Here is an 18,428-nt window from a genome sequence, read left to right as displayed (position 1 = left end):
TCGGCCGATGCCGAATCAGTGTTACTGCGCGAACAGTGTGGCAACACCGTGCTCACGCGGCCATCACCAGGGACACACGGAGTCCAGCCGCTGGACCGCCCCGACGCGCCGGGACCGGCACGGCTACGCTGGCCGGGTGCGGCTTCCATGGGAGGTCGCAAAGCCGACAGCCGTCGCACTCCAGGGAGCACCTTCATGGACTCGTTGCCGACCCCCTCCGCCGACAGCCAGGCCCCTCCGGGCAGGCTTGCGTCCCAGGACAGCCGGACCCGCTCCGAGGCGCTGCGCCATGCGCTGGCGACGCGAGTGGTGGTCGCGGACGGCGCGATGGGCACCATGCTGCAGGCGCAGGACCCGAGTCTGGAGGACTTCGAGAACCTCGAGGGCTGCAACGAGATCCTGAACGTGACCCGTCCGGACATCGTCCGTTCGGTCCACGCCGCCTACTTCGAGGTGGGCGTGGACTGCGTGGAGACCAACACGTTCGGGGCGAACTTCGCCGCGCTGGGCGAGTACGAGATCGCCGACCGGGTCCACGAGCTCTCCGAGGCCGGCGCCAGGATCGCCCGCGAGGCGGCGGACGAGTTCACGGCCGCCACCGGGCAGCAGCGGTGGGTGCTCGGTTCGATGGGCCCGGGGACCAAGCTGCCCACGCTCGGCCACGCCCCGTACGCCGTCCTGCGCGACGCCTACCAGCAGAACGCGGAGGGGATGATCGCGGGGGGTGCCGATGCGCTGCTGGTGGAGACGACCCAGGACCTGCTGCAGACCAAGGCCGCCGTCCTCGGGGCCCGCCGCGCCATGGACGCCGTCGGCGCCGAACTGCCGCTGATCTGCTCGGTCACCGTGGAGACGACGGGGACCATGCTGCTGGGGTCGGAGATCGGCGCGGCGCTGACGGTGCTGGAGCCGCTCGGAATCGACATGATCGGGCTGAACTGCGCCACCGGCCCGGCGGAGATGAGCGAGCACCTGCGCTATCTGGCCCGGCACGCACGGGTGCCGCTGTCGTGTATGCCCAACGCGGGCCTGCCGGTGCTGGGCAGGGACGGCGCGCACTATCCGCTGACCGCCGCCGAGCTGGCCGATGCCCAGGAGACGTTCGTGCGCGAGTACGGGCTGTCCCTGGTCGGCGGCTGCTGCGGTACGACGCCCGAGCATCTGCGGCAGGTGGTGGAGCGGGTGCGGGAGCTGGCCCCGGGCGAGCGCCGCCCGCGTCCCGAGCCCGGCGCGGCGTCGCTGTACCAGACGGTTCCGTTCCGCCAGGACACCTCCTATCTGGCGATCGGGGAGCGGACGAACGCCAACGGGTCGAAGAAGTTCCGCGAGGCCATGCTGGAGGGCCGGTGGGACGACTGCGTCGAGCTGGCCCGGGAGCAGATCCGCGAGGGCGCGCACCTGCTCGACCTGTGCGTCGACTACGTGGGCCGCGACGGTGTGGCGGACATGGAGGAGCTGGCGGGCCGGTTCGCCACGGCCTCGACGCTGCCGATCGTGCTGGACTCCACCGAGGTGGAGGTCATCCGGGCCGGTCTGGAGAAGCTGGGTGGCCGCGCCGTGATCAACTCGGTGAACTACGAGGACGGCGACGGGCCGGAGTCGCGGTTCGCGAAGGTCACGGCGCTGGCGCGGGAGCACGGTGCCGCGCTGATCGCGCTCACCATCGACGAGGAGGGCCAGGCCCGCACCGCGGAGAAGAAGGTCGAGATCGCGGAGCGGCTGATCGCGGACCTCACCGGCAACTGGGGCGTCCAGGAGTCGGACATCCTCATCGACACGCTCACCTTCACCATCTGCACCGGGCAGGAGGAGTCGCGCGGGGACGGCATCGCCACCATCGAGGCGATCCGCGAGCTGAAGCGCCGCCGTCCGGAGGTGCAGACCACGCTGGGCCTGTCGAACATCTCCTTCGGGCTCAACCCGGCCGCGCGGATCCTGCTGAACTCGGTGTTCCTGGACGAGTGCGTGAAGGCGGGGCTGGACTCGGCGATCGTGCACGCGAGCAAGATCCTGCCGATCGCGCGCTTCGAGGAGGAGCAGGTCGCCACGGCGCTTGACCTCATCTACGACCGCCGCGGTGAGGGGTACGACCCGCTGCAGAAGCTGATGGCGCTGTTCGAGGGCGCGACCGCGAAGTCGCTGCGGGCGGGCAAGGCCGAGGAGCTGGCCGCGCTGCCGCTGGAGGAGCGGCTGAAGCGGCGGATCATCGACGGGGAGCGCAACGGCCTGGAGGCGGACCTGGACGAGGCCCTGCGGGAGCGGGCCGCGCTGGACATCGTCAACGACACCCTGCTGGACGGGATGAAGGTGGTCGGGGACCTGTTCGGCTCCGGGCAGATGCAGCTGCCGTTCGTGCTGCAGTCGGCCGAGGTGATGAAGTCCGCGGTCGCCCATCTGGAGCCGCACATGGAGAAGTCGGACGCCGAGGGCAAGGGCACGATTGTGCTGGCCACCGTGCGTGGCGACGTCCACGACATCGGCAAGAACCTGGTCGACATCATCCTCTCCAACAACGGCTACCACGTCGTCAATCTCGGTATCAAGCAGCCCGTTTCGGCGATCCTGGAGGCCGCCGAGGAGCACCGTGCCGACGTGATCGGCATGTCCGGGCTCCTGGTGAAGTCCACCGTGATCATGAAGGAGAACCTGGAGGAGCTCAACCAGCGCAAGCTCGCCGCCGACTATCCCGTCATCCTCGGCGGCGCCGCCCTCACCCGCGCCTACGTCGAGCAGGATCTCCACGAGATCTACGAGGGCGAGGTCCGCTACGCCCGCGACGCCTTCGAGGGCCTGCGCCTGATGGACGCCCTGATCGCGGTCAAGCGCGGTGTCCCCGGCGCCACCCTTCCCGAGCTGAAGCAGCGCCGGGTGCGCGGTGCCGCCACCGCCGTCGCCGAGGAGCGGCCCGAGGAGCAGGGCGCCGTGCGCAGCGATGTCGCAGCCGACAACCGGGTGCCGAAGCCCCCGTTCTTCGGCACCCGGGTCGTCAAGGGCATCCCGCTCAAGGAGTACGCCTCCTGGCTGGACGAGGGCGCGCTCTTCAAGGGCCAGTGGGGCCTGAAGCAGGCCCGCAGCGGGGACGGGCCCTCCTACGAGGAGCTCGCGGAGACCGAGGGCCGCCCGCGGCTGCGGGGCTGGCTCGACCGGCTGCACACCCGGAACCTGCTCGAAGCCGCCGTCGTCTACGGCTACTTCCCCTGCGTGTCCAAGGGCGACGACCTGATCCTGCTCGACGAGGCGGGCAACGAGCGCACCCGCTTCACCTTCCCCCGCCAGCGCCGCGGCCGCCGGCTGTGCCTCGCCGACTTCTTCCGCCCCGAGGAGTCCGGCGAGACCGATGTCGTCGGCCTCCAGGTCGTCACCGTCGGCTCCAGGATCGGCGAGGCCACCGCCGAGCTCTTCGCCTCCGACTCCTACCGCGACTACCTCGAGCTGCACGGCCTGTCCGTCCAGCTCGCCGAGGCTCTCGCCGAGTACTGGCACGCCAGGGTGCGTGCCGAACTCGGCTTCGGCGGGGAGGATCCGGCACAGATCGAGGACATGTTCGCCCTGAAGTACCGCGGGGCCCGCTTCTCCCTGGGCTACGGCGCCTGCCCCGACCTCGAGGACCGCGCCAAGATCGCCGAGTTGCTGCAGCCCGAGCGCATCGGGGTGCGGCTCTCGGAGGAGTTCCAGCTCCATCCCGAGCAGTCCACCGACGCCATCGTGATCCATCACCCGGAGGCGAAGTACTTCAACGCACGGTGACGCCCCGCGCGCCCGTCTCGCGCGCCACGTACACTGGTCGGTCCCATACAGGCCGGTCGCCCGGATTGGCGGCCGGCCTGCGCGTCCCCCGATGGAGGTGTCCGGATGACCAGCACGGTCCCCGCGTCCCCGGCTCGCTCGGCGGGCGGCTCCGCCCTCCAGGCCGTCTTCCTGGACATGGACGGCACCCTCGTCGACACGGAGGGCTTCTGGTGGGACGCAGAGCGCGAGGTCTTCGCCGACCTCGGGCACGAGCTGCCCGAGGCATGGCGCGACGTGGTCGTGGGCGGCCCGATGGCCCGGAGCGCCGGCTACCTCATCGAGGCGACCGGTGCCGACATCACCCTCGCCGAGCTGACCGTGCTGCTCAACGAGCGCTTCGAGCACCGCATCGCCCGCGGTGTGCCCCTGATGCCCGGGGCCGAGCGCCTGCTGGCCGAGCTGGCCGCGCACAACGTGCCCACGGCCCTGGTCTCCGCCTCCCATCGGCGCATCATCGACCGGGTCCTCGCCTCCCTGGGCCGCGACCGCTTCGCGCTGAGTGTGGCGGGGGACGAGGTGCTCCGTACCAAGCCGCACCCCGACCCGTATCTGCACGCGGCCCGGGGGGTGGGTGCCGACCCCTCCCAGTGCGCCGTCATCGAGGACACGGCCACCGGAGTGGCCTCGGCCGAGGCGGCCGGCTGCCGGGTCGTGGCGGTGCCGTCCGTGGCGCCGATCGCGGCCGCCGGCGGCCGGATCGTCGTGGGCTCACTCGAGGAAGTGGACGTCTCTTTTCTGCGCACACTGATGACGCGGATGAACTGAAACTCTCACCGAGCGTGCAGGGGAATATCCATGGGAACCAAGGGCAGTGAACCGTGTAGTTTCCGTGACCATCCATCATTCGTGATGTTCGTCACGCAGGCCTCTGTATAAATAGCGCGGCCATGACAGGGCAGGTCCGATCTGCGGTGATTCGGGTGGGCCCAAGTGTCCGTATTGGTTAATGCGTGTACGAATCATTCCGGCGCGTGGATATCGACTCCCCGCCATGCCCGCTCATCCGCGGAACGGTCCCCAACTCCGGCGCGGTCCAGCGTTCCTGGCGCAGCCATTAATCTCGTCGCGAGAGCTTCGCCGCACCGCCGGCGTGTCACGACGGCCACCCTCGTCGCCGTGCCCGCAGGGCCGATCGCCCCCGTTCCGGCCCGATGGCCCCGCCCCTCACGGGCGGCCGCGGCGGAGCATCCCGCAACCGCTGTACCCCAGTGAGGGACCGAGGGAGAAGACCCAGGATGGACCGCACGCCACCGGTGCCGCCGGCCTCCGCCGGTCCGCTCGCCTGCCGCGCCGCGACGCCCGGTGCGCCGGAGGACCGCACCGCCCCCCTCCCGGACGGGGACGGCTTCCCCGCCACCCCCCATGCGAGCACCGCCGCGCGCAATCAGCCGCTCCCGGAGTCCCGCCGCACGGCCGGCCGCAGTGCCGCAGCCCTTCCGTTCGCCGCACCCGGGGACATCGCCGCCGGCGGCGTCCCGCAAACGCCGCCGCGGCAGGGCAGACGGTACGTCGCCGCCCGTACGGACGCCGACGGAGTCGGGCGGACGCCGAACGCCTCCCCTGGCCTCAGGTCGCGGGAAGCCGGGCGCGGCACCGCCTGACCCTTCATGAACCGGTCGCGAAGGGCGCGGCCGGAAACGAGAGCAAGAGGCAAGGTTCTGTGAAGGCACGATTCAAGCGCACGACGGCGCCGCTCGCCGCGGGGCTGTCCGCCGTACTGCTGGCGGGCTGCGGCTCGGAGCAGGGCGACGGTTCCGGCGGAGACGGACTCCGCGTCGCCGTCGGCATCTCCGACGACGTCCTTGCCACGGACCCCGCCGACGGTTACGACCCCGGATCCTGGCTGCTGTTCAACAACGTCTTCCAGTCCCTGCTGAGCTTCCCCAAGGGCGGATCCACCCCCCGGCCCGATGCCGCGGAGGAGTGCGGCTTCGAGAGCGGCAGCACCGTCTACCGGTGCACGCTGCGCGAGGGCCTCAAGTTCAGCAACGGCAACGACCTGACCTCGAAGGACGTGAAGTTCTCCTTCGAGCGTGCGCTGAGGATCGCCAGTGACTCCGGCCCCGGCCCGCTGCTCTCCACCATCGCCGGTATCGAGACCCCCGACGACCGCACGGTCGTCTTCACCCTGAAGGTGCCCGACGCCACCTTCCCGAGCAAGATCGCCTCGGGTGCGGGTTCCATCGTGGACCACCGCGAGTACGAGGCCGACTCCCTGCGCACGGACGGCGAGGCCGTCGGCTCCGGCCCGTACCGGCTCGACTCCTTCAGCAAGGAGCGCGCCGTCTTCTCGGTCAACCCCGAGTACCAGGGCACCGCCGAGATACGCAACAGCGGGGTCACCCTGACGTTCTTCCGCGGTGACCAGAAGGGCCTCGGCACGGCCCTGAAGCAGGGCGACGTCGACGTCGCCTACCGAGGCCTCACCGCCCAGGACATCGACGGGCTCCAGGCCTCGGTGGAGGCCGGCCAGCAGGGCATCGAGGTGGTCGAGGGCAACAGCGCGGAGGTCCAGCACCTGGTCTTCAACATGGCCGACCCGGTCGCCGGCAACCTCGCCGTCCGTCAGGCGTTCGCCTACCTCGTCGACCGGGACGCCCTGGTCCGCGACGTCTACAAGGCCACCGCCGAGCCCCTGCACTCGATCGTCCCGGCCGGTATCCCCGGGCACAACACCGCGTTCTTCGACCGCTACGGCGGCCACCCGCAGCCGGAGAAGGCCCGCGAGGCCCTCCGCGAGGCGGGCATCGAGGAGAAGGTGAGGATCACCCTGTGGTCCACGCCGAGCCGCTACGGCCCGGCCACCGACCTGGAGATGGCCGCGATCGCCCAGCAGCTCAACCAGAGCGGGCTGTTCGAGGCCGATGTCGAGTCCGTAGAGTTCGAGGAGTACGAGAAGGGCATCCAGGCGGGCGAGTACGGCGTCTACGTCAAGGGCTGGGTGCCGGACTACGCGGACGCCGACAACTTCACCCAGCCGTTCTTCGGCGACGGCAACGTCCTCGGCAACGGCTACGAGAACAAGCAGATCACCGAGAAGATCATCCCGGAGACCGCGGCCGTGGCCGACCGCTCCGCCACCGGCGACGAGTTCGCCCGGCTCCAGGACATCGTCGCCGAGGAACTGCCGATCCTCCCGCTGTGGCAGGGCAAGCAGTACGCCGTCTACAAGGGCGACATCACGGGCCTGGAGTGGACGCTCGACGCGTCCGCGGTCTTCCGCTTCTGGGAGATCAAGAAGGCCTGATCTCCCGCTCAGCGGCCTGACCTGTGCTTTCGCGGGTCATGCCGCTGAGCTGTCCGCACCCGGTCCGCAGTCCGCCGAGCACGGCGTCCCTGAAAGACCGGGTGCGGACCTCTTCGCCCGGCCGCAGGTGCGCACAACGCCGCGCCCTCCCATCGCCCTTGGGGCACGGCAGGTGGCCCGCGCCGCATTGCCGGTGCGCCCGGATGCATTCGGGCGCGCCACCTGCGTTCCGGTATGTGCCGGTACGTTTCCGCGGGTTGGTGCAGCTCTCATCCACAGGGGAGTGCGTCCCGGTACACCCCGGTACACCCCGGTACGTCAGGGTGTGTCCGAGTGTGAGGGCGGTCCTCCACCGCGCGCACGCAGCGGACGCCGCAGGCCTCGCCCCCGGAGGACGGGGCCCGAGGCCTGCGCCACCCGCCCTACTGCGCCCCGGGGCGCACCAGTCCGCTCTCGTACGCGTACACCGCCGCCTGGACCCGGTCGCGCAGGCCGAGCTTGGTCAGGACATGGCCCACATGCGTCTTCACCGTCGTCTCGCTGACGAAGAGGTCCGCCGCGATCTCCGCGTTCGACAGGCCGCGGGCCACCAGCTTCAGCACCTCCAGCTCGCGCTCGGTCAGGGTGCGCAGCGTGTCCGGCATCGGCTCCTCGCCGGAGGGCAGATGGCTCGCGTACTTGTCCAGCAGCCGGCGGGTGATGCTCGGAGCGAGCATCGCCTCGCCCGCCGCGACCACCCTGATCGCCTGCACCAGCTCGTTCGCGGGGGCGTCCTTCAGCAGGAAGCCGCTCGCACCCGCCCGCAGCGCCTCCACGACGTACTCGTCGAGGTCGAACGTGGTCAGCACCAGCACCTTGGCCGGCCCGTCCCGTTCCGGGCCGGTGATCCGGCGCGTCGCCTCCACACCGTCCATCCGCGGCATCCGGATGTCCATCAGCACCACATCGGGTTGCAGCGCCCGCACCTGGTCCAGAGCCTGCAGGCCGTCCCCCGCCTCACCGACCACGGCGATGTCCTGCTCGGCCTCCAGAATCATCCGGAAGCCCGTGCGCAGCAGCGGTTGGTCGTCGACGAGCAGGACGCGGACAGCCACGGAATCTCCTCACGCAGTGCAGTACGGGACCGGGACCATTCTGCCCTGCCCGCTCCCGGCGGCCCGCCCGGTCCGGGCCCCTCCGGTTGCCTTGCCGGTCACCTCCCGGGGACCACCGGCAGCGGGTACACCGGCGGCGTCCCGCCGAACTCCGGGCAGCGGGCCCGGTGGTCGCACCAGCCGCAGAGCTTCGTCGGACGCGGACGCCACTCGCCGGTCGCCGTCGCCCGCACGATGGCGTCCCACAGCGCCAGCAGCTTGCGCTCGACCCGCTCGAGGTCCGCCGGGACCGGGTCGTACGTGAGGACCTCCCCGCTGCCCAGATACACCAGTTGCAGCCGCCGCGGCACCACGCCTTTGAGCCGCCAGACCACCAGGGCGTAGAACGTCATCTGGAACAGCGCGCCCTCGCTGTACTCGGGGCGGGGCGCCTTGCCCGTCTTGTAGTCGACGATCCGCACCTCGCCGGAGGGAGCGACGTCCACCCGGTCGATCACCCCGCGCAGCCGCAGCCCCGACTCCAGCTCCGTCTCCACGAACAGCTCGCGCTCGGCCGGCTCCAGCCGGGTCGGGTCCTCCAGCGAGAACCAGCGCTCGACGAGCGCCTCCGCCTCCGACATCCAGCGGGCCAGCCGCTCGCCGCCCTCGTCCTGCGCGAACAGCTCGGCCAGCTCCGGCCGCGACTCCAGCAGCCGGTCCCACTGACCGGAGACGAGCGACCTGGCCCGAAGCGGCGTGCGCTCCGCGGCCGGTGCGTCGAAGAGCCGCTCGAGCACCGCGTGCACCAGCGTGCCCCTGGTGGCCGCCTCGCTCGGCTTCTCCGGCAGCCGATCGATCACCCGGAAGCGGTAGAGCAGCGGGCACTGCATGAAGTCGCTCGCACGCGAGGGCGACAGCGACACCGGCGGCCGCCCCTTCCGCACGGCGGCCGGATCCTCCGGCGGGGCCGGACGCCCGTCCGAGGAGCCCGGCGGGTCCACCGGAGCGGCCGGGGACGGAACCCCGGCGGCCCCCGCGGGAACCCCGGCGCCCCCCGCCGATGCCACTGCTGCGGGGGCGGGCGTCTGCCCGGCGGGCGGCGGCGACCGGTCCGGACGCGGCGGGCCTTCCGGAACGGGCGGCTGACTCGTGCTCATGACCCCGACCCTACGGCCCGCCGCCGACAGCGAGCGGCATACCATCGACGGCAGACCCTGCCGCACTGCATGATCGAGCGAGCGACGCCTCGCGACGAAGGGAACCCGGGAACCCGTGAAGAAGGACGAGGAGAGCGGCGAGCGTGAGCGCGCGCGGCCCGGCACGGGGACAGCGGACCCCGGCGGCGGAAAGCGGGGCCGCCCGGCGGAGCCGGGCGGCGGCATCCTCATGGGCCGCCCCTTCGGGGTGCCGGTGTACGTCGCCCCGAGCTGGTTCCTGGTCGCCGCCCTCATCACCTGGGTGTTCGGCGGGCAGCTCGACCGGGTCCTGCCGGAGCTCGGTGGCGCCCGCTACCTCGTGTCGCTGTTCTTCGCGGTCGCCTTCTACGCCTCCGTGCTGGTCCACGAACTCGCCCACACCGTCGCTGCGCTGCGCTACAAGCTGCCCGTGCGGCGCATCCAGCTCCAGTTCTTCGGCGGTGTGTCGGAGATCGAGAAGGAGTCGGAGACCCCGGGCCGGGAGTTCGTGCTCGCCTTCGTCGGACCGCTGCTGTCCCTGGTGCTCGCCGCCGTCTTCTACGCCGGCATGCGGGCCGTGGAGCCCGGCACCGTCCCCGGCGTGCTGCTCGCCGGTCTGATGATCTCCAACCTCATCGTCGCCGCCTTCAACCTCCTCCCCGGTCTGCCGCTGGACGGCGGCCGGATGCTGCGTGCCGTCGTGTGGAAGATCACCGGCAAGCCGATGAGCGGCACCGTCGCCGCCGCCTGGGTGGGCCGCGCCCTCGCCGTCGCCGTACTGGTCGGCCTGCCGCTGCTCACCCACACCGGTGCGCTCGGCAACTCCACCGAGGACATCGGCGGCATGGAGACCGTCACCGACGCCCTGCTCGCCGCCATCCTCGCCGCGATCATCTGGACCGGGGCCGGCAACAGCCTGCGCATGGCGCGCCTGCGGGAGCACCTGCCCGAACTGCGCGCCCGGGCCCTCACCCGGCGGGCCGTCCCCGTGGCCTCGGACACGCCGCTGTCCGAGGCGCTGCGACGCGCCAACGAGGCCGGTGCCCGCGCCCTCGTCGTGGTCGACGGGCACGGCGACCCGACGGCCCTCGTGCGCGAGGCCGGGATCGTCGGCGTACCCGAGCACCGCCGCCCCTGGGTCGCCGTCGGCGGCCTGGCCCAGGACCTCACCGACGGCATGAGGGTCCCGGCCGAGCTCGCCGGCGAGGCGCTCCTGGACCGGCTGCGCGCGAACCCGGCATCCGAGTACCTGGTGGTGGAGGAGACCGGCGAGATCTACGGAGTGCTCTCGACGGCGGACGTCGAGCGCGCCTTCGTGGCGGCGATGGCCCGCCCGGGCACCTGACCGCGTGGCACCGGCGGGTTCCGGCACCCCATACACTGGTCACATGTCCGAACCGACCGGTGCCGCCCGCCGTCGCGGGCCCTTCGAGGTCGGGGACCAGGTCCAGCTCACCGATCCCAAGGGACGCCACTACACGTTCACGCTCGAGGCCGGGAAGAACTTCCACACCCACAAGGGTTCCTTCCCGCACGACGAGCTGATCGGCGCCCCCGAGGGCAGTGTGGTCCGTACCACGGGAAACGTCGCCTACCTCGCGCTGCGCCCCCTGCTCCCCGACTACGTCCTGTCCATGCCCCGCGGCGCAGCCGTGGTCTACCCCAAGGACGCGGGGCAGATCCTGGCCTTCGCCGACATCTTCCCCGGGGCGCGCGTCGTGGAAGCGGGGGTCGGTTCCGGCTCGCTGAGCGCCTTCCTGCTGCGCGCCGTCGGCGACGACGGCATGCTGCACTCCTACGAGCGCCGCGAGGACTTCGCGGAGATCGCCAGGGGCAACGTCGAGCGCTACTTCGGCGGACCGCACCCGGCCTGGACGCTCACGGTCGGGGACCTCCAGGACAACCTCGCCGACGCCGACGTCGACCGCGCCATCCTGGACATGCTCGCGCCCTGGGAGTGCCTGGAGGCCGTCTCCAAGGCCCTCGTCCCGGGCGGCATCCTGTGCTGCTACGTGGCGACGACCACACAGCTGGCGCGGACCGTCGAGTCCATCCGCGAGACCGGGTGCTACGCCGAGCCCCAGCCGTGGGAGTCCATGATCCGCAACTGGCACGTCGAAGGACTGGCCGTGCGCCCGGACCACCGGATGATCGGCCACACCGGCTTCCTGGTCACCGCCCGGCGGCTCGCGGACGGCGTGGAGCCGCCGATGCGCCGCCGCCGGCCCGCCAAGGGCGCCTACGGCGAGGACTACGAGGGCCCGAACAAGGGCTGAGTGCCCGCCGCGGTCCGCCCCGCACCCGCCCCGGGTGCGGGGCGGACGCGTCTGCGCAACGTGGCCGGACCGCCGTCCGGTTCGGGCCGGGGCCGCGGAACTCCGCGGTGGCCCCGCCCCGTTGGACCGCCGCGCGGTTCGCCCGGGTGCCCGCTCGCGCACCCCGCCCCGGGCTCTGCCCCCGGGCGTCGGCGTCGGCGCTTCCCCGGCGTCTCCCGCGGTGCTTCCCTCACCGGTTCTCCACCGGTCCGGCACCCCGCCGTTCCGGTGCCCTGTGACGTGTGGCACCATGCGGGGCACCCCACCGGAACCGCCGCTCACAGGAGACGCCTCGGTGCAGACCTCCGCCGTCCCGGATCTCGCGCACAACCACGCCCGCCCGGTCCACTGGCTGGTCACCGCGACGGCGATGGCGGCTGTCGTCGCCGCTGCGGGCCTGCTCCAGCCGGACCGCGCCAGAGCAGGTCAGACGGGGGGCCGGGAGGCCGCCGCCGCGACCGCGCCCGCAATCACCGGAGTGCGCCTGCCCCTGGAGTGCGGCGGGGCGCCCGCCGTGGTGGGGGAACGGGCGACGGGGGACCTGGACGGCGACGGCGGACCGGAGTCGGTGGTGGCGGCGCGCTGTGCGGCCGGCTCCGGCACCCCGCCCAGCGGGATCTACGTACTGGCCCGCTCCCGCACCGGGGAGTCCCGTGTCGTCGCCACCCTGCTGGAGCCCGCGCGCCGGCAGAGCGCCGTCGATCTCGCCGTCCGTGACGGAGCCGTCACGGCCGTCCTTCTCGGCTACTCCTCGCCGGACGTGCCGCGCTGCTGCCCGGACCGGCGGCGGACGGCCAAGTGGCGGTGGGAGGGCGGGAAGTTCACCGAGTCCGCGCCCGACGCGGTCGGCACCGGCCCGGTGTGAGGCGTCACCCCGGAGGGTTGATCGGCGGGTCATCGGCGGGTGATCTCGGTGGGTGAGGGGCGGTCGGCGGCCGCTCGGCGCCCTACCCGGCGTCGGGCCCGTACACCTCGACGCCGTCCGCGACGCGGCGTACGTGGATGCAGTCGCCCGGGCACTCCTTGGCCGAGTCGATGACATCGGTCAGCAGCGGCAGCGGTACGGGCGTTGTGGCGCCCGGTTCCTGCAGCAGCTCGTCGTCGGCGCTCTTGACATAGGCCAGGCCGTCGATGTCCAGCTCGAACACCTCGGGCGCGTACTGGGCGCAGATACCGTCGCCGGTGCACAGCCCCTGGTCGATCCAGACTTCGAGAGCCTCGTTCATGTCGCCTGCCGTTCCTGCGCGGTGTGCATCGAGCCGTTTGTATCAATACCGGCCACCCCTGACGGGTGTTGACCGTTCCGACCATACAACCGGTCGCTTTCCGATGTTGATGGGTGGGTATTCCCCTGGCGTGAGGGAGAGCGCAAGGGTGAAGATCGGACACACCCCTACCGTCTTTGTGATCTAGGGGTTTCAATCACCACCAGCCCAGGTAGGGTCAGGAAGCGTCCAGCTCCCCTTGGAGGAGGTGAGGACCGTGGCAGCCCACGACGACGACAACAACCGCGGCTTCCGGCCGGGGCGGGGGTCTGAAGACCCCGCCGGCCAGGTCGCCTATCTCGAGCAGGAGATCGCCGTCCTGCGCCGCAAGCTCGCCGACTCTCCGCGCCATACGAGGATTCTCGAAGAGCGGATCGTCGAGCTGCAGACGAATCTGGCCGGCGTGTCCGCGCAGAACGAGCGGTTGGCGAACACGCTCCGTGAGGCCCGAGACCAGATCGTGGCCCTCAAGGAGGAGGTCGACCGGCTCGCGCAGCCGCCGGCAGGCTTCGGTGTCTTCCTGCAGCTCAACGAGGACGGCACCGCCGACATCTTCACCGGGGGCCGCAAGCTCCGGGTGAACGTCAGCCCCGGCGTCGAGGCCGGGGAGCTCCGGCGCGGCCAGGAGGTCATGCTCAACGAGGCGCTCAACGTGGTCGAGGCCATGGCGTTCGAGCGCACCGGGGACATCGTCACCCTCAAGGAGATCCTCGAGGACGGCGAGCGCGCCCTGGTGATCGGGCACACCGACGAGGAGCGGCTGGTGCGGCTCGCCGAGCCGCTGCTGGACATCACCATCCGCCCCGGCGACGCCCTGCTGCTCGAGCCCAGGTCCGGGTACGTGTACGAGGTCGTGCCCAAGAGCGAGGTCGAGGAGCTGGTCCTCGAGGAGGTCCCGGACGTCGACTACGGCAAGATCGGCGGTCTCGGCGGCCAGATCGAGATGATCCGGGACGCCGTCGAGCTCCCGTATCTGTACCCGGACCTCTTCAAGGAGCACGAACTGCGGCCGCCGAAGGGCATCCTGCTCTACGGCCCGCCCGGATGCGGCAAGACGCTGATCGCGAAGGCCGTCGCCAACTCCCTTGCCAAGAAGGTCGCCGAGGTGACCGGCCAGCCCGCGGGGAAGAGCTACTTCCTCAACATCAAGGGCCCTGAACTCCTCAACAAGTACGTCGGCGAGACCGAGCGGCACATCCGCCTGGTCTTCCAGCGTGCGCGGGAGAAGGCCGGCGAGGGGACGCCCGTGATCGTCTTCTTCGACGAGATGGAGTCCCTCTTCCGCACCCGCGGCTCCGGCGTCAGCTCGGATGTCGAGAACACGATCGTCCCGCAGCTGCTCGCCGAGATCGACGGTGTGGAGGGGCTGGAGAACGTCATCGTGATCGGCGCCTCCAACCGGGAGGACATGATCGACCCCGCGATCCTGCGACCCGGCCGGCTCGACGTCAAGATCAAGATCGAGCGCCCGGACGCCGAGGCGGCGAAGGACATCTTCGCGAAGTACCTCACGCCGTCGCTGCCGCTGCACGCCGACGACCTCTCGGAGCACACCGGCTCCAAGGAGGCGGCCGTCCAGGGCATGATCCAGTCGGTCGTCGAGCAGATGTACGCGGAATCCGAGGAGAACCGTTTCCTGGAGGTCACGTACGCCAACGGCGACAAGGAAGTCCTGTACTTCAAGGACTTCAATTCCGGTGCCATGATCCAGAACATTGTGGACCGGGCGAAGAAGATGGCCATCAAGGCCTTCCTGGACCACAACCAGAAGGGTCTTCGCGTCGCGCACCTGCTCCAGGCCTGCGTCGACGAATTCAAGGAGAACGAGGACCTGCCGAACACCACGAACCCGGACGACTGGGCCCGGATCTCCGGAAAGAAGGGCGAGCGGATCGTCTTCATCCGCACGCTCGTCACCGGAAAGCAGGGCGCGGACACCGGACGCTCCATCGACACGGTGGCGAACACCGGCCAGTACCTGTAGAGCGCAGCCCGGCTGCGGATGTCCCGGGTCTCCCCCTGGGAGAGGCAAGGGGGAGGGCATCCGCAGCCGACTGCTTTCCGAGGGTTTCCGGACGGGTAATCGCACCACACAGGGCAATGACCGAATCGATCTCCCCACCAGCGCAGAGGCGTTCTAGGCTCGTCCGTACCGCCGCGTCGCGCCGTGCGGGGACGGGCACCGCACAGGCGACGCAGAACGAGCGGTACTTGAGCGCCGCTCCCGGAGGGGAGCGCCGCCGGGCAAGGAGGGCCGCATGACCGTACGGCGAGTAATGGGCATCGAGACGGAGTACGGGATCTCCGTCCCCGGCCACCCCAACGCCAATGCCATGCTCACCTCGTCCCAGATCGTCAACGCCTACGCGGCGGCGATGCACCGGGCACGGCGCGCCCGCTGGGACTTCGAGGAGGAGAACCCGCTGCGGGACGCCCGGGGCTTCGACCTGGCCAGGGAGGCCGCCGACTCCAGCCAGCTCACCGACGAGGACATCGGCCTGGCCAATGTGATCCTCACCAACGGCGCCCGGCTCTACGTGGACCACGCCCACCCCGAGTACAGCGCCCCCGAGGTGACCAATCCCCGCGACGCCGTGCTCTGGGACAAGGCCGGTGAGCGGATCATGGCGGAGGCCGCCGAGCGTGCCGCCCTGCTGCCCGGAGCCCAGCCCATCCACCTCTACAAGAACAACACCGACAACAAGGGCGCGTCCTACGGCACGCACGAGAACTACCTGATGAAGCGGGAGACGCCCTTCTCGGACATCGTGCGGCACCTCACGCCGTTCTTTGTGTCCCGGCAGGTCGTGACCGGCGCCGGCCGGGTCGGGATCGGCCAGGACGGACACGAGCACGGCTTCCAGATCAGCCAGCGGGCCGACTACTTCGAGGTGGAGGTGGGCCTGGAGACCACCCTGAAGCGGCCCATCATCAACACCAGGGACGAGCCGCACGCCGACGCGGAGAAGTACCGCCGGCTGCACGTGATCATCGGTGACGCCAACCTGTCCGAGGTCTCCACCTACCTCAAGCTCGGCACGACCGCACTGGTGCTGTCGATGATCGAGGACGGCTTCGTCAACGTCGACCTGGCCGTCGACCAGCCGGTGCGGACCCTGCACCAGGTGTCCCACGACCCGTCCCTGCAGCGGCTGGTCACGCTGCGCAGCGGCCGGACACTCACCGCGGTCCAGCTGCAGATGGAGTACTTCGAGCTGGCCCGCAAGTACGTCGAGGACCGCTTCGGCGTGGACGCGGACGAGCAGACCGAGGACGTCCTGGTGCGCTGGGAGGACACCCTCAACCGGCTGGAGAACGATCCGATGAGCCTGTCGGGAGAGCTCGACTGGATCGCCAAACTGGAGATCCTCCAGGGCTACCGCAGGCGGGACGACCTGGACTGGGACGCGGCCCGGCTGCACCTGGTCGACCTGCAGTACGCGGACGTGCGCCCCGAGAAGGGGCTGTACAACCGTCTGGCGGCCCGGGGCAGGATGAAGCGGCTGCTGGACGAGGCCGACGTCGAGCGCGCCGAGACCAAGCCCCCGGAGGACACCAGGGCCTATTTCCGCGGCCGCTGCCTGGAGCAGTACGCGGACGACGTGGCCGCCGCCTCCTGGGACTCGGTGATCTTCGACCTGCCGGGGCGGGACTCCCTGCAGCGCGTCCCCACGCTGGAGCCGTTGCGTGGCACACGCAATCATGTCAAGGAGCTCCTTGACCGGTGCCGGACGGCGGAGGACCTGGTCCGCGTCCTCTCCGGGGGCTGAAATGCCCCGGGTCCGGGAATCATGAGGGCGGACCCCGGACGTTGCGGAAAGCGCCGGGCCGATGTCGGACCCTCCTTGTAGGGTCTGATCTTGAGTGCGAACCATGCGGGCAAACCGAGCGGGGTGAGGGATATGGCGACCAAGGACACCGGCGGCGGGCAGCAGCGGGCCACGCGTTCCACCGAGGAGGCCGAGGAGCAGGCGCAGGACGCGCAGGCCTCGGAGGACCTCAAGGAGCGCCAGGAGAAGCTGTCCGACGACGTCGACTCCGTGCTGGACGAGATCGACGATGTCCTGGAGGAAAACGCAGAGGACTTCGTCCGGAGCTTTGTGCAAAAGGGCGGCCAGTAGGCACATGTCCACCAGGGGCATCGAGAGGAAGTGCTCGACCTGCCAGAAGGTACTTCCGGCCAGCGCATTCGCGTCGGACGAGCCGGGGCCCGACGGGCCCCGGACCGCATGCCGCGGATGCGCTGCCGAGCACTGCAGGCGCCGTCGGGCAGTTCAGGGTGGGTCGGTGCGCGTGGAGGGCCGGCGTCCCTGCCGGGGGCAGGCGGTGCCGGACCTGCGGCCAGGTGGCCCCCGGCGAAGGGCATCGCGACGCGACGCATCCGACGGCCTCTCGATGCGCAGCAGAGCGTGCAGGGCCGCCAGGGCCGCCAGGGTCGTCAAGGGCCGTCAGGGGCATCTGGAGCGCCGGTACGGCATCACCGGGGCCGGGCGCGACGCCATGCTCCCGTTGCGGCCGGATATCCGCGTGATCGGCCCGTCCGTCCCTCTAGCGCATGTGGATCACCGTCATGGGACGGGTAGGATCCGTGGCGTACCGTGCTTCAACTGCAATTCGGCCATCGGCAAGTTGGGAGACGATCCCGACACCGTCCGGCGGGCTGCCGCCTACTCGGAAGGAACCTCGTGGAAGCCAACCCTCGTAGCACCGGGCGTCTGCCGGCTGCCTTCCTGACACCCGGCTCGTCGTCGTTCATGGATTTCCTCGGCGAGCACTCCCCCGAACTGCTCCCGGGCAAGCGTGTCCTGCCGCCCGTGCAAGGCGTGTTCGAGGCGCCCCACGGCACGACGATCGTCGCCGTGTCCTTCCCCGGTGGCGCGGTGCTCGCCGGAGACCGGCGGGCCACGATGGGCAACATGATCGCCCAGCGCGACATGGAGAAGGTCTTCCCGGCGGACGAGTACTCCGCCGTGGGTATCGCGGGCACCGCCGGCCTGGCGGTGGAGATGGTCAAACTGTTCCAGCTCGAGTTGGAGCACTTCGAGAAGGTGGAGGGTGCCCAGCTCTCCCTGGAGGGCAAGGCGAACCGCCTGTCCACGATGATCCGGAGCAATCTGGGCATGGCCATGCAGGGCCTCGCGGTGGTCCCGCTCTTCGCCGGCTGGGACGTCGACCGGGAGAAGGGCCGCATCTTCTCCTACGACGTGACCGGTGGCCGCTCCGAGGAGCAGGGGTACGCCGCCACCGGTTCCGGGTCGATCTTCGCCCGGGGGTCGATGAAGAAGCTCTACCGCGAGGACCTGACCGAGGAGCAGGCGCTCACCCTGGTCGTCCAGGCGCTGTACGACGCCGCCGACGAGGACTCCGCCACCGGCGGACCCGACGTGGGCCGGCGCATCTACCCGATCATCACCGTCATCACCGACGAGGGCTTCCGCAAGCTGACCGATGCCGAATCCTCCGAGATCGCCCACGCGGTCCTGGAGCGCCGGAGGGAGCAGCCGGAAGGCCCGAGGGCCTCGCTGCTCTGATGTTCCCCGGGACACCGCTGGGCGGTGGCTCCT

At 70.8% G+C, this 18,428-nt stretch carries 14 protein-coding genes; 11 read left to right on the top strand and 3 right to left on the bottom strand.

Translation table 11 applies throughout. The annotated features are described in order from the left end of the window. Positions 1–195: 195 nt before the first annotated feature. The 3 genes from metH to SCWH03_RS15555 all read left to right on the top strand — a co-directional run bounded on the left by metH (position 196) and on the right by SCWH03_RS15555 (position 7,036). Complete coding sequence (gene metH, locus SCWH03_RS15565) at positions 196–3,747, top strand: methionine synthase (protein WP_254076775.1); 3,552 nt, start codon at positions 196–198, stop codon at positions 3,745–3,747. 105 nt (positions 3,748–3,852) lie between these two features. Further along, on the top strand, positions 3,853–4,554 hold the full coding sequence (locus SCWH03_RS15560; protein ID WP_173264837.1) for an HAD family hydrolase: 702 nt from the start codon (positions 3,853–3,855) through the stop codon (positions 4,552–4,554). 895 nt (positions 4,555–5,449) lie between these two features. Then, on the top strand, positions 5,450–7,036 hold the full coding sequence (locus SCWH03_RS15555) for an ABC transporter substrate-binding protein (protein ID WP_173264836.1): 1,587 nt from the start codon (positions 5,450–5,452) through the stop codon (positions 7,034–7,036). A gap of 422 nt (positions 7,037–7,458) precedes the next feature. On the opposite strand, the gene SCWH03_RS15550 is transcribed toward SCWH03_RS15555, so the two are convergent. Beyond that, a complete protein-coding gene (locus tag SCWH03_RS15550) occupies positions 7,459–8,130 on the bottom strand; it encodes a response regulator (RefSeq protein ID WP_173264835.1) in 672 nt (223 codons plus the stop codon). Positions 8,131–8,228: 98 nt separating this feature from the next. Beyond that, positions 8,229–9,266: a RecB family exonuclease gene (locus tag SCWH03_RS15545; protein ID WP_173264834.1), complete on the bottom strand. Its 1,038-nt coding sequence runs from the start codon at positions 9,264–9,266 to the stop codon at positions 8,229–8,231. 115 nt (positions 9,267–9,381) lie between these two features. Here SCWH03_RS15545 and SCWH03_RS15540 point away from each other — a divergent pair, with 115 nt between their 5' ends. From SCWH03_RS15540 to SCWH03_RS15530, 3 genes are all read left to right on the top strand, one after another. Further along, positions 9,382–10,629, top strand: coding sequence for a site-2 protease family protein (locus SCWH03_RS15540; RefSeq protein ID WP_173264833.1), 1,248 nt, complete (start codon positions 9,382–9,384; stop codon positions 10,627–10,629). A 43-nt stretch (positions 10,630–10,672) separates the two neighbouring features. Then, positions 10,673–11,560, top strand: coding sequence for a tRNA (adenine-N1)-methyltransferase (locus SCWH03_RS15535; protein ID WP_173264832.1), 888 nt, complete (start codon positions 10,673–10,675; stop codon positions 11,558–11,560). A gap of 334 nt (positions 11,561–11,894) precedes the next feature. Beyond that, on the top strand, positions 11,895–12,464 hold the full coding sequence (locus SCWH03_RS15530; RefSeq protein WP_173264831.1) for a hypothetical protein: 570 nt from the start codon (positions 11,895–11,897) through the stop codon (positions 12,462–12,464). A gap of 82 nt (positions 12,465–12,546) precedes the next feature. On the opposite strand, the gene SCWH03_RS15525 is transcribed toward SCWH03_RS15530, so the two are convergent. Then, positions 12,547–12,825: a ferredoxin gene (locus SCWH03_RS15525; RefSeq protein ID WP_173264830.1), complete on the bottom strand. Its 279-nt coding sequence runs from the start codon at positions 12,823–12,825 to the stop codon at positions 12,547–12,549. Between the two features lie 256 nt (positions 12,826–13,081). Between SCWH03_RS15525 and arc the strand changes: the two genes are divergently transcribed. The 5 genes from arc (at position 13,082) to prcB (ending at position 18,395) form a co-directional block, all read left to right on the top strand. After that, positions 13,082–14,848: a proteasome ATPase gene (gene arc / locus SCWH03_RS15520; protein WP_173264829.1), complete on the top strand. Its 1,767-nt coding sequence runs from the start codon at positions 13,082–13,084 to the stop codon at positions 14,846–14,848. 274 nt (positions 14,849–15,122) lie between these two features. After that, positions 15,123–16,634: a depupylase/deamidase Dop gene (gene dop / locus SCWH03_RS15515; protein ID WP_371872682.1), complete on the top strand. Its 1,512-nt coding sequence runs from the start codon at positions 15,123–15,125 to the stop codon at positions 16,632–16,634. A 132-nt stretch (positions 16,635–16,766) separates the two neighbouring features. Then, the gene (locus tag SCWH03_RS15510; protein WP_173264954.1) at positions 16,767–16,985 is read left to right on the top strand and encodes a ubiquitin-like protein Pup; all 219 of its coding nucleotides are present in this window, start codon (positions 16,767–16,769) and stop codon (positions 16,983–16,985) included. Continuing rightward, a complete protein-coding gene (locus SCWH03_RS15505; RefSeq protein WP_308788875.1) occupies positions 16,924–17,598 on the top strand; it encodes an endonuclease domain-containing protein in 675 nt (224 codons plus the stop codon). Before SCWH03_RS15510 ends, SCWH03_RS15505 begins: the two co-directional genes overlap by 62 nt. Then, a complete protein-coding gene (prcB, locus tag SCWH03_RS15500; protein WP_173264828.1) occupies positions 17,550–18,395 on the top strand; it encodes a proteasome subunit beta in 846 nt (281 codons plus the stop codon). Before SCWH03_RS15505 ends, prcB begins: the two co-directional genes overlap by 49 nt. Positions 18,396–18,428: the final 33 nt, after the last annotated feature.

This window comes from Streptomyces pacificus (assembly GCF_011766325.1).
Classification (GTDB): Bacteria; Actinomycetota; Actinomycetes; order Streptomycetales; family Streptomycetaceae; genus Streptomyces; species Streptomyces pacificus.
The sequence above is the reverse complement of the archived record's forward strand: the minus strand, read 5'-3'. Positions and strand labels throughout refer to the sequence as shown.